Source organism: Enterobacter sp. 198 (genome assembly GCF_009025585.1).
Taxonomy (GTDB): Bacteria; Pseudomonadota; Gammaproteobacteria; order Enterobacterales; family Enterobacteriaceae; genus Enterobacter; species Enterobacter ludwigii.
In genome coordinates, this window is sequence record NZ_WCIM01000023.1 from 67,878 (window position 1) to 82,219 (window position 14,342).

The window sequence follows — 14,342 nt, forward strand, 5'->3', positions numbered from 1 at the left end:
TCATTTTAGGGATAGTCGCAATGAAAAAATCGGTCGTAGCGGTAGGAGTGATTGTAGCGTTAGGCGTGGTCTGGACAGGTGCCTCCTGGTTTACCGGGAAACAGCTGGAAAGCCGTCTGGCTGAGATGGTGGCACAGGCTAACGGAGAGCTTAAGCGTGGCGCGCCGGAAGCAGGCGTGGAGCTTGCCTACCAGAATTATCAGCGTGGTGTCTTTACCAGCCATATGCAGGTGGTTGTCAAGCCTGTTGCCGGTAATGAAAATGGCTGGCTGAAACCGGGCCAAAGCGTGGTGCTGGATGAAGTGGTCAGCCACGGTCCGTTCCCGCTGGCACAGTTAACGTCTTTTAACCTGATCCCGTCGATGGCGTCCGTTCATACTGTACTGGTGAATAACGACTTAACCAAACCTCTGTTTGATCTGGCAAAGAACGAGTCACCTTTCGAGGTTAACACCCGCATCAGCTACGCCGGCGACACACGTTCCAGTATCGATCTGAAAGCACTGAACTACGAGAAAGATAACGAGAAAGTGACCTTTAGCGGGGGGAATTTCAAGGTTGATGCTGACCGCGATGGAAATGTCTTCTCCCTGACCGGTGAAGCAGAGAGCGGCCTGATCAATGCCGTCAATGAATACGGTCAAAAGGTTCAGCTGACGTTCAATAACCTGAAAGCCGACGGCGACAGCAAGATGACCGATTTTAAAGAGCGTATCGGTAATCAGAAACTCTCTTTCGACAAGATTGCTATCGCGGTTGAAGGTAAAGAGATGGCCGTGCTGGAAGGCATGGAGGTGGACGGCAAATCCGACGTGTCTAAAGACGGTAAGAGCATCAATACCCAACTGGATTACGCCCTGAAGAGCCTGAAAGTGCAGAACCAGGATCTCGGGACCGGCAAACTGTCGCTGAAGATTGGCAATATCGACGGTCAGGCGTGGCATGAATTTAGCCAGAAATACAGCAAAGAGAGCCAGGCACTGCTGAGCAATGCCGCGCTGCAGCAGAATCCGGAAGTTTACCAGCAGCAGGCCTTGGCGGTGCTGATGAACAACCTGCCAATCCTGCTGAAAGGCGAGCCAGTTATCACCGTGGCCCCGCTGAGCTGGAAAAACAGCAAAGGCGAAACCAACTTTAACCTGTCCCTGTTCCTGAAAGACCCGGCAACCGCAACGGGTGAACCTCAGACGCTGGCGCAGGAAGTGGATCGCAGCGTGAAGTCACTCGACAGCAAGCTGACCATCCCTATGGATATGGCGACCGAGTTTATGACCCAGATTGCGAAGCTTGAAGGGTATGGCGATGAAGATGCCGGCAAGCTGGCGAGCCAGCAGGTGAAAGGCCTGGCGGCAATGGGTCAGATGTTCCGCATCACGAAGATGGAAGACAACACCATTTCCACCAGCCTGCAGTATGCCAACGGTCAGGTCACGCTGAACGGCGATAAAATGCCGCTGGAAGATTTTGTCGGGATGTTTGGTATGCCTGCTCTGGGGATGCCGGAACCGGCTGAACCGGCAGCGCCGGCCGTGCCTGAAGCACCTGCTGCACCCGCTGCACCCGCTGCACCCGCTGCACCACAGCAGTAATCATCAAAACCCCTCTCTGAGGGGTTTTTTATTACCGGTTGCAGGTACTCAGACTGGTGCCACGAAATACTATTTCACCGTCACTAACCGTGCCGACACAATCTGGTGCCCGGCCTGCACGTCTGCTTTTTCGATGCGCTGCATGATCCTGTCCGCCAGCGTGTAACCCATCTCCCGGGCAGGTGTGGTGGCCCAGACAATGGGCAGATCGTCCAGCGCGTTTTCACCAACATCGGCAAATGCCCCTAACGCCACCTGGTGGCCGAAGAAGGTTTCAACGCCACCCTCGCCGCTCTGACGCCCGGCGCGGATCAGGCCAAACCAGGCCCCCATCGCAATCACCTCGTTATAGCAAATCACGGCGCTTATCGTCGGGCTACTCCGTAATAACGCGTTTATCGCTTCCGCGGCTTTCTTCTGGCTGGATTCGCATTCCACCACCCATTCGCTGTGGAACGGGAGGCCGTATTTAATCAGCGTCGCGCAGTAGCCGCCTACCCGCTCGGCTCGCGTCAGGGACGAGCTTTTTCCGCCAAGCCAGGCAATGCGCTGATGCCCCCGATGAATGAGATGCTCCGTCAACATTTGTGCGGCCTGCATGTTGTCCGGTCGCAGGGTATCGGCTTCGTCCAGATAACTGGCGCGCGAGGCAAACACCAGCGGCACGCCTTTTTCGGCGGCGCGCTCGCACAAGGCATTACTCACCCCCGACGCGCCGGCGACGATCACCCCGTCGACGCCCTGCGTAAGCAGCATATCCAGACGGGAAAGGAGCTGATCGGCCTCGCGACCGCCGTGAAGCAAAAAGACCATCCGTCCCTGCGCTTCAAGCGCTTCGGTCAGGCCCGCGGTCAGTTCGGCATAAAAGGGAGAGGTCAGGTCACGCACAATCAAACCGATCACACCGCTTTGGCCGCCGCGCAGCGCTGATGCCTGGCGGTTACGTACAAAGCCCAGTTGCTCAACCGCCTCGTTAACCCGTTGCCCGGTCGCGGGAGAAATGCGTCCTTTCCCGCTGAGCACCAGTGAAACGGTGCTGACGGAAACCCCCGCCGCCAGCGCGACATCGTTGATGGTGATTTTTTTCGCTACAGCCATGTGTCGGCGTGACTCCCTGAAATGAGATCGGTAAAACGTTTTATCAATATGTAATCTTTATACTACCAGTCAAAGCCTGAGAATGTGATTCAGAGCGCACTAAACTTTGATAAAACGTTTTATCTTCTCGCAGCATTGAAGCAGATAAACTGATTTTAACAATAAAGGAGTCGTTTTATGACGGCGAAAGCAGCACAAAAAATATCGCTGTGGGAATTTTTCCAGCAACTGGGTAAAACCTTTATGCTGCCCGTGGCACTCCTCTCGTTCTGCGGGATCATGCTCGGGATCGGCAGTTCATTGAGCAGTAAGGACGTCATCACGCTGATCCCGTTCCTCGGGACACCTGTGCTGCAGGCGATCTTTATCTGGATGAGTAAAGTCGGCTCCTTCGCCTTCAGCTTCCTGCCGGTGATGTTCTGTATTGCTATCCCGCTGGGTCTGGCACGCGAGAACAAAGGCGTGGCCGCCTTTGCCGGGTTTGTCGGTTATGCGGTAATGAACCTTGCGGTGAACTTCTGGCTGACGGCTAAAGGCATTCTGCCCACCACCGATGCCGCCGTGCTTAAAGCGAACAACATTCAGAGCGTTATCGGGATTCAGTCCATTGATACCGGGATCCTCGGCGCGGTGATCGCCGGGGTGATTATCTGGATGCTGCATGAGCGCTTCCACAATATCCGCCTGCCTGATGCGCTGGCGTTCTTCGGGGGCACCCGCTTTGTACCCATTGTAACCCTTGTGGTCATGGGTCTGTTTGGCCTTATTATTCCGCTGATCTGGCCAGTCTTTGCGCTGGGGATTAACGGGATTGGTCGCATCATCAACGGTGCGGGCGATTTTGGCCCGATGATCTTCGGAACCGGCGAACGTCTGCTGCTGCCGTTTGGTTTGCAACATATTCTGGTGGCGCTGATCCGCTTTACCGAAGCGGGCGGCACAATGGAGGTGTGCGGACACGATGTGAGCGGTGCGCTGACCATCTTCCAGGCACAGCTGAGCTGCCCGACCACGCACGGCTTCTCTGAAAGTGCGACCCGCTTCCTGTCACAGGGTAAAATGCCGGCCTTCCTCGGCGGCTTGCCGGGTGCGGCGCTGGCCATGTATCACTGTGCTCGTCCGGAAAACCGCCATAAAATTAAAGGGCTGCTGATTTCCGGGGTCATCGCCTGCGTCGTGGGCGGTACAACGGAGCCAATCGAATTCCTGTTCCTGTTTGTCGCGCCAGTGCTGTATCTCATCCACGCGGTACTGACCGGTCTGGGCTTCACCGTGATGGCGGTGCTGGGCGTCACCATCGGGAATACCGACGGCAACGTCATCGACTTTGTGGTGTTCGGGATCCTGCACGGGTTGTCGACCAAGTGGTACCTGGTACCGGTGGTCGCCGCTATCTGGTTCGCGGTGTACTACGGCATTTTCCGCTTCGCCATCACCCGCTTTAACCTCAAAACGCCTGGGCGGGATACCGATACCGCCAGCAGCGTTGAGCAGGCAGTTGCAGGTACCGTGGGTAAGTCCGGCTATAACACCCCTGCTATTCTGGCGGCGCTGGGTGGTGCGGATAACATTACCTCTCTGGATAACTGCATCACCCGACTGCGCCTGTCGGTGGCGGATATGTCGAAAGTGGACACCAACGCCCTGAAAGCCAACCGGGCCATCGGCGTGGTACAGTTAAATCAACATAATTTGCAGGTGGTTATCGGCCCGCAGGTTCAGTCAGTGAAAGATGAGCTGGCAACCCTGATGCGTACAGTGGAAGCCTGATGCCTCACCCCCTCGCGCTGAGGGGGTTTTTCTTTAAGGACTTGAGTCATGTTCGATTTTTCAACCGTCGTGGATCGACACGGCACCTGGTGCACGCAGTGGGACTATGTCGCCGACCGCTTTGGCGCGGCCGATCTGCTGCCCTTCACCATCTCCGATATGGATTTCGCGACCGCGCCCTGCATCACCGAAGCGCTGCATCAGCGTATTCATCACGGGGTGTTTGGCTACAGCCGATGGAAAAATGAAGAGTTTCTCGCCGCTGTGGCACACTGGTTCCGGCAACGCTTTAACAGCCACATTGATACCGACTCGCTCGTGTACGGGCCTTCCGTTATTTATATGGTATCCGAACTGATTCGCCTCTGGTCAACTCCCGGCGACGGCGTGGTGGTCCATACCCCCGCTTACGATGCGTTCTATAAGGCCATCGAGGGGAATGCCCGCCAGGTGGTCGGCGTGGCGATGGAAAAACATGCCACGGGCTGGCAGGGAAATAGGGCCGCGCTTGAGGCGGCGCTGGCAAAACCGGAAAACAAAATTTTGCTGCTGTGCAGCCCGCAAAATCCCACGGGTAAAGTCTGGACCCGTGAAGAGCTGAGTCACATGGCAGAACTGTGCGCCCGTTATGACGTGGCGGTGATCAGCGATGAAATTCATATGGACATGGTGTGGGGAGGCCGTCGCCATACGCCGTGGAATGAAGTGGCACGCGGCAAATGGGCACTTCTGAGCTCTGGTTCAAAAAGTTTTAACATACCGGCGCTCACCGGTGCCTGGGGGCTGATTGGCGATGAACAGAGCCGTAACGGTTACCTCAGCGCATTAAAAGGTCGTGACGGGCTCTCTTCCCCTTCCGTACTGGCGCTGACGGCCCACATTGCTGCCTATCAGCAGGGAGAGCCATGGCTGGATGCGTTGCGGGCGTATCTGGAAGAAAATCTGGCGTACATTGCACGCGAATTACACCGCGCGTTTCCGACGCTCGACTGGCAGCCACCCGAAGCCACGTATCTGGCCTGGATCGATTTACGCCCACTCAACCTTGACGATAAAATGCTACAAAAAGTCCTTATTGAGCAGCAAAAGGTCGCCATCATGCCGGGATACACCTACGGCGAAGAGGGTAACGGTTTTGTCCGTTTGAACGCGGGATGCCCGCGTAGCAAGCTTGAGCAAGGGGTTCAGCGGCTGATCGCTGGCATAACGACGCTCCTGTAATCAGATTGCGCAACGGAATATTCCCTTGCGCAAATAGCTTTTTACCTCGTTTTGTTTTTATAATATGACGCACTTTAACCAGAAAAGAGTGCGACCATGATTGATACACGCCTGCCACTAACTGATATTCACCGCCATCTTGACGGTAACATTCGTGCCCAAACCATCCTCGATCTTGGCCGCCAGTACAATCTCACGCTCCCTGCACAAACGATTGAGACCCTAATCCCCCACGTTCAGGTCACCTCAAATGAACCGGATCTGGTCAGTTTCCTGAGCAAACTCGACTGGGGCGTGAAGATGCTGGCCTCGCTGGATGCCTGCCGCCGTGTTGCTTTCGAAAATATTGAAGATGCCGCCCGTAATGGCCTGCACTACGTTGAACTGCGCTTTTCGCCAGGCTATATGGCGATGACCCACAACCTGCCCGTTGCAGGCGTGGTTGAAGCGGTAATTGACGGCGTGCGCGAAGGGTGTAAAACCTTCGACGTTCAGGCTCGCCTGATTGGCATTATGAGCCGTACCTTCGGTGAAGCGGCCTGCCTGCAGGAGCTGGAAGGGTTACTGGCACATCGTGATGCGATCGCTGCCGTTGACCTAGCGGGGGATGAACTCGGCTTCCCGGGCAGTTTGTTCCTTTCTCATTTCAACCGCGCGCGTGACGCCGGCTGGCACATTACCGTGCATGCCGGTGAAGCGGCAGGCCCTGAAAGCATCTGGCAGGCCATCCGTGAGCTGGGTGCAGAGCGTATCGGTCATGGTGTCAAAGCCGTTGAAGATCGCGCCCTGATGGATTTCCTTGCCGAGCAGCGTATTGGTATTGAATCGTGTCTGACGTCCAATATTCAGACCAGCACAGTGGCATCACTGGCGCATCACCCGCTGAAAACCTTCCTGGAGCACGGTGTTCTGGCCTCACTGAACACGGACGATCCGGCAGTACAGGGCGTGGATATTATTCATGAGTACACCGTCGCCGCACCGCAGGCTGGCCTGAGTCAGGATCAGATCCGCCAGGCGCAGATTAACGGCCTGGACATCGCCTTCCTGACGCCAGCAGAGAAACAGGCGCTGCGGGATAAGGTCGCCCGCGGCTAAGCCCGTTGCCGGGTGGGGTCGTCCCCTTACCCGGCTTTGCCAGAATCACGCCAGACAGAGCGTTGCGCGGTGTTTGGCTGATTCAATCCCCAGTTCAATCAATTCCATAATCTGAATCGCCTGGCTGACCGGAACCGGGTTATCCCCCGTCCCGTTTAGCGCATCACGGACAGCGGCATAATACGCCGGATAGTTACCCGGGATCGTCAGTAACGTTTCTTCAACCCTCTCCTCGCCTTCCACCCGCGTCACAACCCCGTCCCGCATGTCATAGCCCCAGTCTTCCTGCGGCAAACGCTCGCCGTTTTTCAGGCGTTCTTCCTGAGGATCGAGACCAAACTTCACATAGCTCCCGCGCGTACCGTGAAGGATATAACGCGCTGATTCGGCGGCTGCCACCATTGTCCCGTGCAGTACAATACGCCGCTGCGGGTAACTCAAGATGGCATGAAAGTAGTCGGTGGTTTGCGCTCCGGGTCTGAGCTGGGCCAGATCGACCGTCATGCTGACCGGCAGGCCAAACAAATTTACGGCCTGATCGAGAAGATGCGGCGCTAAATCGTACCAGATGCCGCTGCCCGGCCCGGCTTGCTCACGCCAGCGGTTTCGGACCTGAGGGCGGAACCGGTCAAAGTGCGATTCAAAAAAGAGGATTTCGCCCAGCGTACCTTCATTAAGGAGCGCTTTTACCGTCAGGAAATCACTGTCCCAGCGGCGGTTATGAAATACCGAAAGCACTCTGCCAAAACTTTTTGCCAGCGCATCCAGTTCGCGTGCCTGTGACAACGTCACCGTGAAGGGTTTATCGACAATAACGTGCTTACCGGCCTCCAGTGCAGCCTTTGCCAGCGGAAAATGCGTGTCATTGGGGGTGGGAATGACGATCAGATCAATATTAGGGTCGTTAAAAAGATGCTTAGGTTCAGAAACAACCGGCACGGAGGGCCAGTCTGCATGCACTTTCGTGGCATCGCTACTGGAAACTGCCGCCAGCGCCATGCCCGGCGTCCCGGCAATCAGAGGCGCATGAAAAGTCTTGCTCGCGTACCCGTAACCAATAAGCCCGACGCGGATGCTATCACTCATAATGTTGCCCTCTTTTATGACTATCTTATTTCACACTGGCTACTCTGACGTTCTTACAGATTAATCATGTGCCATATGACGTAAAATAGCAGGCTATGCCGGTTGTTTTTGTTACATAGATTTAACGTTCTGATTTTGTTTAGGGGAACCGTTCCCAAAGCACTTGCCGCGGGGGAAACGGCGCTGTAACATTTGCAACCTGTATTTATGGATAAATTACACGTACCAGTCATGACGTCAATTATTAATCGAATCATTGAATTAGCGGGATGGATTGTCCTTGGGGTATCGGTCATTTTGCTTGGCGTTGCCAGCCATATCGATAACTACCAGCCGCCGGAGCCTGTCACCGTCGCCCAACCTAAGTAACCGGTTACCGCAATAAAGAGTGACATAATATGTCAGTTACTTATTGCCAGCCCTGGTGAACACGGTTAACCTTCTCTTCCAGGCATCGTCTGATGCCTGTACTTTCAGCAAAGAAAACTCCTAATTTAGTCGCGTTATCTGAGTGGGCTGTTTACGTCTTTATTAATCCGTTTATTATTCGGACGAATTACCTTAACTGGTATTACTCACTTTTATATGGAAACTTATTAATATGACAGTTCAGGACTATTTATTAAAATTTCGCAAGATCAATTCGCTTGAGAGCCTGGAAAAACTGTTTGACCATCTGAACTACACGCTGTCGGATAATCAGGAAATCATCAATATGTATCGCGCCGCTGACCACCGCCGTGCGGAGCTGGTCTCCGGTGGCCGTTTGTTCAACGTCGGTGAAGTGCCTAAGTCTGTATGGCGCTACGTTTTATAAGAAAGTAGCCATCCGCGCGAAATGTTATATACTCTCCGCCCTGCAAACTGGCTGTACAACATTTCGCGCAGATTATGGGAGAGTTCATGACCGCAACGCCTGGAGAACGAATTGGAGGCTGGTTAATCGCCCCACTGGCATGGCTGCTGGTTGCCTTATTAAGCGCATCACTTGCGCTGCTGCTTTATACCACCGCACTGATTACACCTCATGCAATCCAGACCCTGATGTCGCAAAGTGTGCTTAATATTACGATGTGGTTTGTGTCGTTCGTTTTTGCAATCGGGATGTGGTACTACACGCTATGGCTGACCATTGCCTTCTTTAAGCGCCGTAAGGGTGTCCCTAAACACTACATTATCTGGCTGCTGATTTCGGTCCTGCTGGCGGTGAAAGCCTTTGCTTTTTCGCCAGTTTCTGATGCCCTGGCCGTTCGCCAGTTGCTTTTCCCGTTACTGGCCGCCGCGCTGCTGGTGCCCTATTTCAAGCGTTCGACGCGGGTGAAGAACACCTTTGTGAACCCGTAATAACCTTACAGATAACCTGTTGTCGCCTGCGGTGGTTTGTCCGATAATAGGCGGCTTTTTTATTTCAGGCTAAATAATGACCGATTACTTACTGCTCTTTGTCGGCACTGTGCTGGTTAACAACTTCGTCCTGGTGAAGTTCCTTGGCCTGTGTCCATTTATGGGGGTTTCCAAAAAGCTGGAAACTGCGATGGGCATGGGGCTGGCCACTACCTTCGTGATGACGATGGCGTCTATCTGCGCGTGGTTGATTGATAACTGGATCCTCATCCCGCTGGATTTAATCTATCTGCGTACGCTGTCCTTTATTCTGGTCATCGCGGTGGTAGTGCAATTCACAGAAATGGTGGTGCGTAAAACCAGCCCGGCTCTCTATCGCCTGCTGGGTATCTTCCTGCCGCTGATTACCACCAACTGTGCAGTACTTGGCGTGGCGCTGCTGAACATCAACCTTGGGCATAACTTCATGCAATCGGCGCTGTACGGTTTTTCTGCCGCCGTCGGTTTCTCTCTGGTGATGGTGCTGTTCGCCTCGATTCGCGAGCGCCTGGCAGCAGCGGATATCCCTGCGCCATTCCGCGGTAACGCGATCGCCCTGGTGACAGCAGGTTTAATGTCTCTGGCCTTTATGGGCTTTAGTGGTCTGGTGAAGTTGTAATGAGTACTGTCTGGATAGCCATCGCCTCTATCAGCGTGCTGGGGTTGGTGTTTGGCCTTATTCTGGGTTACGCCTCCCGCCGTTTCGCGGTAGAGGACGACCCTGTTGTAGAAAAAATCGATGAGCTTCTGCCGCAAAGCCAGTGCGGTCAGTGTGGCTATCCTGGCTGCCGCCCCTATGCCGAAGCGGTAGGCGTGCAGGGTGAAAAAATTAACCGCTGCGCACCCGGCGGTGAAGCGGTAATGCTGAAAATAGCCGCCCTGCTTAACGTTGACCCGCAACCTGTTGACGGCGATGAAGATGTGCAGGAGCCGGTTCGCGCCCTCGCCGTGATTGACGAAGCGAACTGTATCGGCTGCACAAAATGCATCCAGGCATGCCCTGTCGACGCCATCGTTGGCGCAACGCGCGCCATGCACACCGTCGTGGCGGATCTGTGCACCGGCTGTAACCTCTGCGTGGCACCCTGCCCGACGCAATGTATCGCGTTGCGCCCGGTTGAACCGACTACCGAAAGCTGGAAGTGGGATCTTCAAACCATTCCGGTTCGCATCATTCCTGTGGAACAACATGCTTAAGTTATTTTCTGCTTTCAGAAAAGAGAAGATTTGGGACTTTGACGGTGGTATCCATCCACCTGAAATGAAAACCCAGTCCAACGGCACGCCGCTGCGCCAAATTCCGCTGGCGTCCCGTTACGTCATGCCGCTGAAACAGCATATCGGTGCTGAGGGTGAACTGTGCGTGAAAGAAGGCGATACCGTCCTTCGCGGCCAGCCGTTAACGTTCGGTCGCGGACGTATGCTGCCGGTCCACGCTCCGACGTCCGGTACAGTGGTGGCGATCGCCCCCCATACCGTAGCACACCCCTCTGCGCTCTCCGAACTGAGCGTCATTATTGAAGCCGACGGAGAAGACCGCTGGATAGACCGTGACGGCTGGAGCGACTACCGCAACCGGAGCCGCGAAGCGCTTATCGAGCGTATTCATCAATTCGGCGTTGCCGGCCTGGGCGGCGCGGGGTTCCCTACTGGCGTCAAACTGCACGGCGGCGGCGATAAAATTCAGACTCTGATCATCAATGCAGCAGAATGTGAACCCTACATCACCGCCGACGATCGTCTGATGCAGGACTGCGCCGCGCAGGTCGTGGAAGGGATCCGCATTCTTGCCCATATTCTGCAGCCGCGCGAAGTGCTGATTGGCATTGAAGATAACAAGCCACAGGCTATTTCGATGCTGCGCGCCGTCCTCAACGGCAGCCACGATATCGGCCTGCGCGTTATCCCAACCAAGTACCCCTCTGGCGGCGCCAAACAGCTGACGCAAATTCTGACCGGAAAGCAGGTTCCGCATGGCGGACGCTCTTCGGACATCGGGGTGCTGATGCAAAACGTCGGGACAGCCTACGCCGTGAAACGTGCGGTGGTGGACGGTGAACCGCTGACCGAGCGCGTGGTTACGCTGACCGGTGAATCTGTCGCACGTCCGGGCAACGTCTGGGCGCGTCTGGGTACGCCGGTTCGTCATCTACTGGAACAGGCTGATTTTTGCCCGGCCAGCGACCAGATGGTGATCATGGGTGGCCCGCTGATGGGCTTTACCCTGCCGTGGCTCGATGTCCCGGTAGTAAAAATCACAAACTGCCTGCTTGCCCCCTCCCCGACCGAAATGGGTGAAGAGCAGGAGGAGAAAGGCTGTATCCGCTGCAGCGCCTGTGCCGATGCCTGTCCGGCGGATTTACTTCCGCAACAATTGTACTGGTACAGCAAAGGTCAGCTGCACGATAAAGCGCAGGCCCATAACCTGGCCGACTGCATCGAATGCGGTGCCTGCGCCTGGGTCTGCCCAAGTAACATTCCTCTGGTGCAGTACTTCCGCCAGGAGAAGGCCGAGATTTATGCCATCTCCATGGAAGAGAAACGCGCAGCCGAAGCGAAAGCGCGTTTTGAAGCGCGTCAGGCGCGTCTGGAGCGTGAAAAACTGGCCCGTCAGGCGCGTCACAAACAGGCCGCAGTTCAGCCCGGCGAAAAAGACCAGGATGCGATTAATGCCGCACTGGCACGCGTGCGGGAGAAAAAAGCGACGGCAGCCCAGACCGTGGTGATCCCGACCGGTGAAAAACCGGATAACAGCGAAGCGATTGCCGCCCGCGAAGCGCGTAAAGCGGCTGCGCGCGCCCGTCAGGCAGAAAAAGCACAGTCAGCCTCCTCTGACGCTGAGATCGATCCGCGTAAAGCCGCCGTTGAAGCCGCCATTGCCCGCGCCAAAGCCCGTAAGGCCGGCGAGCAAAACGTGGTAGTTGAACAAGACGCGGAGACCATAGATCCCCGTAAAGCGGCTGTTGAAGCGGCGATCGCTCGCGCCAAAGCGCGTAAGGCCGGCGAGCAAAACGTGGTGGTTGAGCAAGAAGTGGAGGCCGTAGATCCCCGTAAAGCGGCTGTTGAAGCGGCGATCGCGCGCGCTAAAGCGCGCAAAGCAGCGGCGCAGACTGAAACCGCTACGCCTGAAGCCCCCGTCGACCCGCGTAAAGCGGCTGTCGAAGCCGCCATTGCCCGTGCCAAAGCGCGTAAAGCGGCGGCGCAGCCTGAAGCCGCTGAACCTGAAGCACCTGTCGACCCGCGTAAGGCGGCTGTTGAAGCCGCCATTGCCCGCGCCAAGGCCCGCAAAGCAGCACAGCAGGAAGAACAGCAGCCGGCCGCAAACGACGACCCACGTAAAGCCGCAGTCGCCGCCGCCATTGCGCGCGTTCAGGCGAAGAAAGCCGCACAGCAAGCAGTTAACGAGGATTAAATGGTTTTCAGAATCGCAAGTTCCCCTTACACCCATAATCAGCGCCAGACATCACGCATCATGATGCTGGTGTGCCTGGCGGCGCTGCCGGGCATTGCCGTTCAGTGCTGGTTTTTCGGCTGGGGAACGCTGTTCCAGATAGTGCTGGGTTGTGCCAGCGCCTTAGGGGCAGAAGCCCTGGTGCTTAAACTGCGTAAGCTGGCGGTTTCCCGCATCCTTGCCGATAACTCAGCACTGCTGACTGGCCTGTTGCTGGCAATCAGTATTCCACCGTTTGCTCCGTGGTGGATGGTGGTGCTCGGTACGGTGTTTGCAGTCATTATTGCCAAACAACTTTATGGTGGGCTGGGCCATAACCCGTTCAACCCGGCGATGATTGGCTACGTCGTACTGCTCATCTCCTTCCCGGTTCAGATGACCAGCTGGTTGCCGCCGCATGACATTGCCGCGACAGTACCCGGCTTTATGGATGCCCTGCACGTTATCTTTACCGGCCATACCGCGCTCGGTGCGGATATGAACGCGCTGCGTATGGGCGTGGATGGCATCAGCCAGGCCACACCACTCGATACGTTTAAAACCTCCCTGCATGCCGGACACTCCGTCGATCAGATTATGAAATCTGCCATCTTCAGCGGCATGCTGGCGGGCGCGGGCTGGCAGTGGGTGAACCTTGCTTATTTGCTGGGCGGGCTCTTCCTGCTGCAGCAGAAAGCGATCCGCTGGCATATTCCGGTCAGCTTCCTCGTGACGCTGGCGGTCTGCGCCACACTGGGATGGGTGTTCTCGCCAGAATCGCTCGCCAGCCCACAGATGCATCTGCTCTCGGGGGCAACCATGCTGGGTGCGTTCTTTATCCTGACCGATCCGGTAACGGCATCTACCACGAACCGTGGCCGCCTGATCTTCGGTGCACTGGCCGGCTTGCTGGTGTGGCTCATCCGCAGCTTTGGCGGTTACCCGGACGGTGTGGCATTCGCGGTTCTGCTTGCGAACATCACCGTTCCGCTCATCGACTACTACACGCGTCCGCGCGTGTACGGCCACCGTTAAGGGTTTCGCGATGCTGAAAACAATGCAAAAACATGGCGTCACGCTGGCCATTTTCGCCGCGGTCCTCACCGGACTGACGGCCCTGGTGAACAACCTGACCAAATCGACCATCGACGAACAGGCGGTGAAGCAGCAAAAAGCCCTGTTCGATCAGGTGATCCCCCCTGATTTCTACGATAATGACCTGCAGAAAAGTTGCTTCGTGGTCCAGGCACCTCAGTTAGGCAAAGGCCCGCACCGCGTCTTTATTGCCCGTAAGGGGGATAACGCGGTAGGCGCGGTAATGGAAGCGACGGCGCCCGATGGCTACTCCGGGGCGATTCAACTGCTGGTCGGCAGCGATTTCTCCGGTACCGTGTTGGGTACGCGCGTGACGGAACATCATGAGACGCCAGGCCTGGGGGATAAAATTGAAACCCGTCTGAGCGACTGGATTTTGCATTTTGCCGGAAAAGTGATCCACGGCGAAGCGGATCCTGCATTTGCTGTGAAAAAGGATGGCGGCGAGTTTGACCAGTTCACGGGGGCAACCATTACCCCACGGGCCGTGGTCAATGCCGTAAAACGAGCCGGGCTGTATGCGGAAACGCTGCCCGCGCAGATGAACAATCTTCCGGCCTGTGAGGAGTAAT

General features: G+C 56.0%; 14 protein-coding genes. 12 read left to right on the forward strand and 2 right to left on the reverse strand.

The window, feature by feature from the left end:
* Positions 1-20: 20 nt before the first annotated feature.
* Entirely contained in the window at positions 21-1,589 is a 1,569-nt protein-coding gene (locus tag F8561_RS14915) for a YdgA family protein (RefSeq protein ID WP_151887649.1), read from the forward strand.
* A 69-nt stretch (positions 1,590-1,658) separates the two neighbouring features.
* On the opposite strand, the gene F8561_RS14920 is transcribed toward F8561_RS14915, so the two are convergent.
* The gene (locus F8561_RS14920) at positions 1,659-2,687 is read right to left on the reverse strand and encodes a Mal regulon transcriptional regulator MalI (protein ID WP_151887650.1); all 1,029 of its coding nucleotides are present in this window, start codon (positions 2,685-2,687) and stop codon (positions 1,659-1,661) included.
* A gap of 177 nt (positions 2,688-2,864) precedes the next feature.
* Between F8561_RS14920 and malX the strand changes: the two genes are divergently transcribed.
* The 3 genes from malX to add all read left to right on the forward strand — a co-directional run bounded on the left by malX (position 2,865) and on the right by add (position 6,776).
* A complete protein-coding gene (gene malX, locus F8561_RS14925; protein ID WP_014169809.1) occupies positions 2,865-4,457 on the forward strand; it encodes a maltose/glucose-specific PTS transporter subunit IIBC in 1,593 nt (530 codons plus the stop codon).
* Between the two features lie 48 nt (positions 4,458-4,505).
* A complete protein-coding gene (locus F8561_RS14930; RefSeq protein ID WP_151887651.1) occupies positions 4,506-5,678 on the forward strand; it encodes a MalY/PatB family protein in 1,173 nt (390 codons plus the stop codon).
* Positions 5,679-5,774: 96 nt separating this feature from the next.
* Complete coding sequence (gene add, locus F8561_RS14935; protein WP_014169807.1) at positions 5,775-6,776, forward strand: adenosine deaminase; 1,002 nt, start codon at positions 5,775-5,777, stop codon at positions 6,774-6,776.
* A 45-nt stretch (positions 6,777-6,821) separates the two neighbouring features.
* On the opposite strand, the gene F8561_RS14940 is transcribed toward add, so the two are convergent.
* Positions 6,822-7,862, reverse strand: a complete 1,041-nt coding sequence (locus F8561_RS14940; protein ID WP_151887652.1) for an oxidoreductase — start codon at positions 7,860-7,862, stop codon at positions 6,822-6,824.
* Positions 7,863-8,105: 243 nt separating this feature from the next.
* Here F8561_RS14940 and blr point away from each other — a divergent pair, with 243 nt between their 5' ends.
* The 8 genes from blr (at position 8,106) to rsxG (ending at position 14,341) form a co-directional block, all read left to right on the forward strand.
* A complete protein-coding gene (gene blr, locus F8561_RS14945) occupies positions 8,106-8,231 on the forward strand; it encodes a division septum protein Blr (RefSeq protein WP_168112406.1) in 126 nt (41 codons plus the stop codon).
* 232 nt (positions 8,232-8,463) lie between these two features.
* Entirely contained in the window at positions 8,464-8,679 is a 216-nt protein-coding gene (gene ydgT, locus F8561_RS14950; protein ID WP_006174966.1) for a transcription modulator YdgT, read from the forward strand.
* 86 nt (positions 8,680-8,765) lie between these two features.
* Positions 8,766-9,206, forward strand: coding sequence for a DUF2569 domain-containing protein (locus tag F8561_RS14955; protein WP_025204344.1), 441 nt, complete (start codon positions 8,766-8,768; stop codon positions 9,204-9,206).
* A 76-nt stretch (positions 9,207-9,282) separates the two neighbouring features.
* Positions 9,283-9,864, forward strand: a complete 582-nt coding sequence (gene rsxA / locus F8561_RS14960; RefSeq protein WP_014169803.1) for an electron transport complex subunit RsxA — start codon at positions 9,283-9,285, stop codon at positions 9,862-9,864.
* Positions 9,864-10,442, forward strand: a complete 579-nt coding sequence (rsxB, locus tag F8561_RS14965; protein ID WP_032678028.1) for an electron transport complex subunit RsxB — start codon at positions 9,864-9,866, stop codon at positions 10,440-10,442. Before rsxA ends, rsxB begins: the two co-directional genes overlap by 1 nt.
* Positions 10,435-12,657 (forward strand): electron transport complex subunit RsxC, encoded by a 2,223-nt coding sequence (rsxC, locus tag F8561_RS14970; protein WP_151887653.1) that lies wholly within the window; start codon positions 10,435-10,437, stop codon positions 12,655-12,657. Before rsxB ends, rsxC begins: the two co-directional genes overlap by 8 nt.
* Positions 12,658-13,710: an electron transport complex subunit RsxD gene (gene rsxD / locus F8561_RS14975; RefSeq protein ID WP_014169800.1), complete on the forward strand. Its 1,053-nt coding sequence runs from the start codon at positions 12,658-12,660 to the stop codon at positions 13,708-13,710.
* Positions 13,711-13,720: 10 nt separating this feature from the next.
* On the forward strand, positions 13,721-14,341 hold the full coding sequence (gene rsxG / locus F8561_RS14980) for an electron transport complex subunit RsxG (RefSeq protein WP_020884325.1): 621 nt from the start codon (positions 13,721-13,723) through the stop codon (positions 14,339-14,341).
* Position 14,342: the final 1 nt, after the last annotated feature.

Bases quoted from the DNA above. Each gene is read 5' to 3' on its own strand.
- ydgT (WP_006174966.1), top strand. From the start codon at position 8,464: ATGACAGTTCAGGACTATTTATTAAAATTTCGCAAGATCAATTCGCTT.
- F8561_RS14930 (WP_151887651.1), top strand. From the start codon at position 4,506: ATGTTCGATTTTTCAACCGTCGTGGATCGACACGGCACCTGGTGCACG.
- F8561_RS14955 (WP_025204344.1), top strand. From the start codon at position 8,766: ATGACCGCAACGCCTGGAGAACGAATTGGAGGCTGGTTAATCGCCCCA.
- rsxD (WP_014169800.1), top strand. From the start codon at position 12,658: ATGGTTTTCAGAATCGCAAGTTCCCCTTACACCCATAATCAGCGCCAG.
- rsxB (WP_032678028.1), top strand. From the start codon at position 9,864: ATGAGTACTGTCTGGATAGCCATCGCCTCTATCAGCGTGCTGGGGTTG.
- F8561_RS14915 (WP_151887649.1), top strand. From the start codon at position 21: ATGAAAAAATCGGTCGTAGCGGTAGGAGTGATTGTAGCGTTAGGCGTG.
- rsxA (WP_014169803.1), top strand. From the start codon at position 9,283: ATGACCGATTACTTACTGCTCTTTGTCGGCACTGTGCTGGTTAACAAC.
- malX (WP_014169809.1), top strand. From the start codon at position 2,865: ATGACGGCGAAAGCAGCACAAAAAATATCGCTGTGGGAATTTTTCCAG.
- rsxG (WP_020884325.1), top strand. From the start codon at position 13,721: ATGCTGAAAACAATGCAAAAACATGGCGTCACGCTGGCCATTTTCGCC.
- F8561_RS14920 (WP_151887650.1), bottom strand. From the start codon at position 2,687: ATGGCTGTAGCGAAAAAAATCACCATCAACGATGTCGCGCTGGCGGCG.
- add (WP_014169807.1), top strand. From the start codon at position 5,775: ATGATTGATACACGCCTGCCACTAACTGATATTCACCGCCATCTTGAC.
- rsxC (WP_151887653.1), top strand. From the start codon at position 10,435: ATGCTTAAGTTATTTTCTGCTTTCAGAAAAGAGAAGATTTGGGACTTT.
- F8561_RS14940 (WP_151887652.1), bottom strand. From the start codon at position 7,862: ATGAGTGATAGCATCCGCGTCGGGCTTATTGGTTACGGGTACGCGAGC.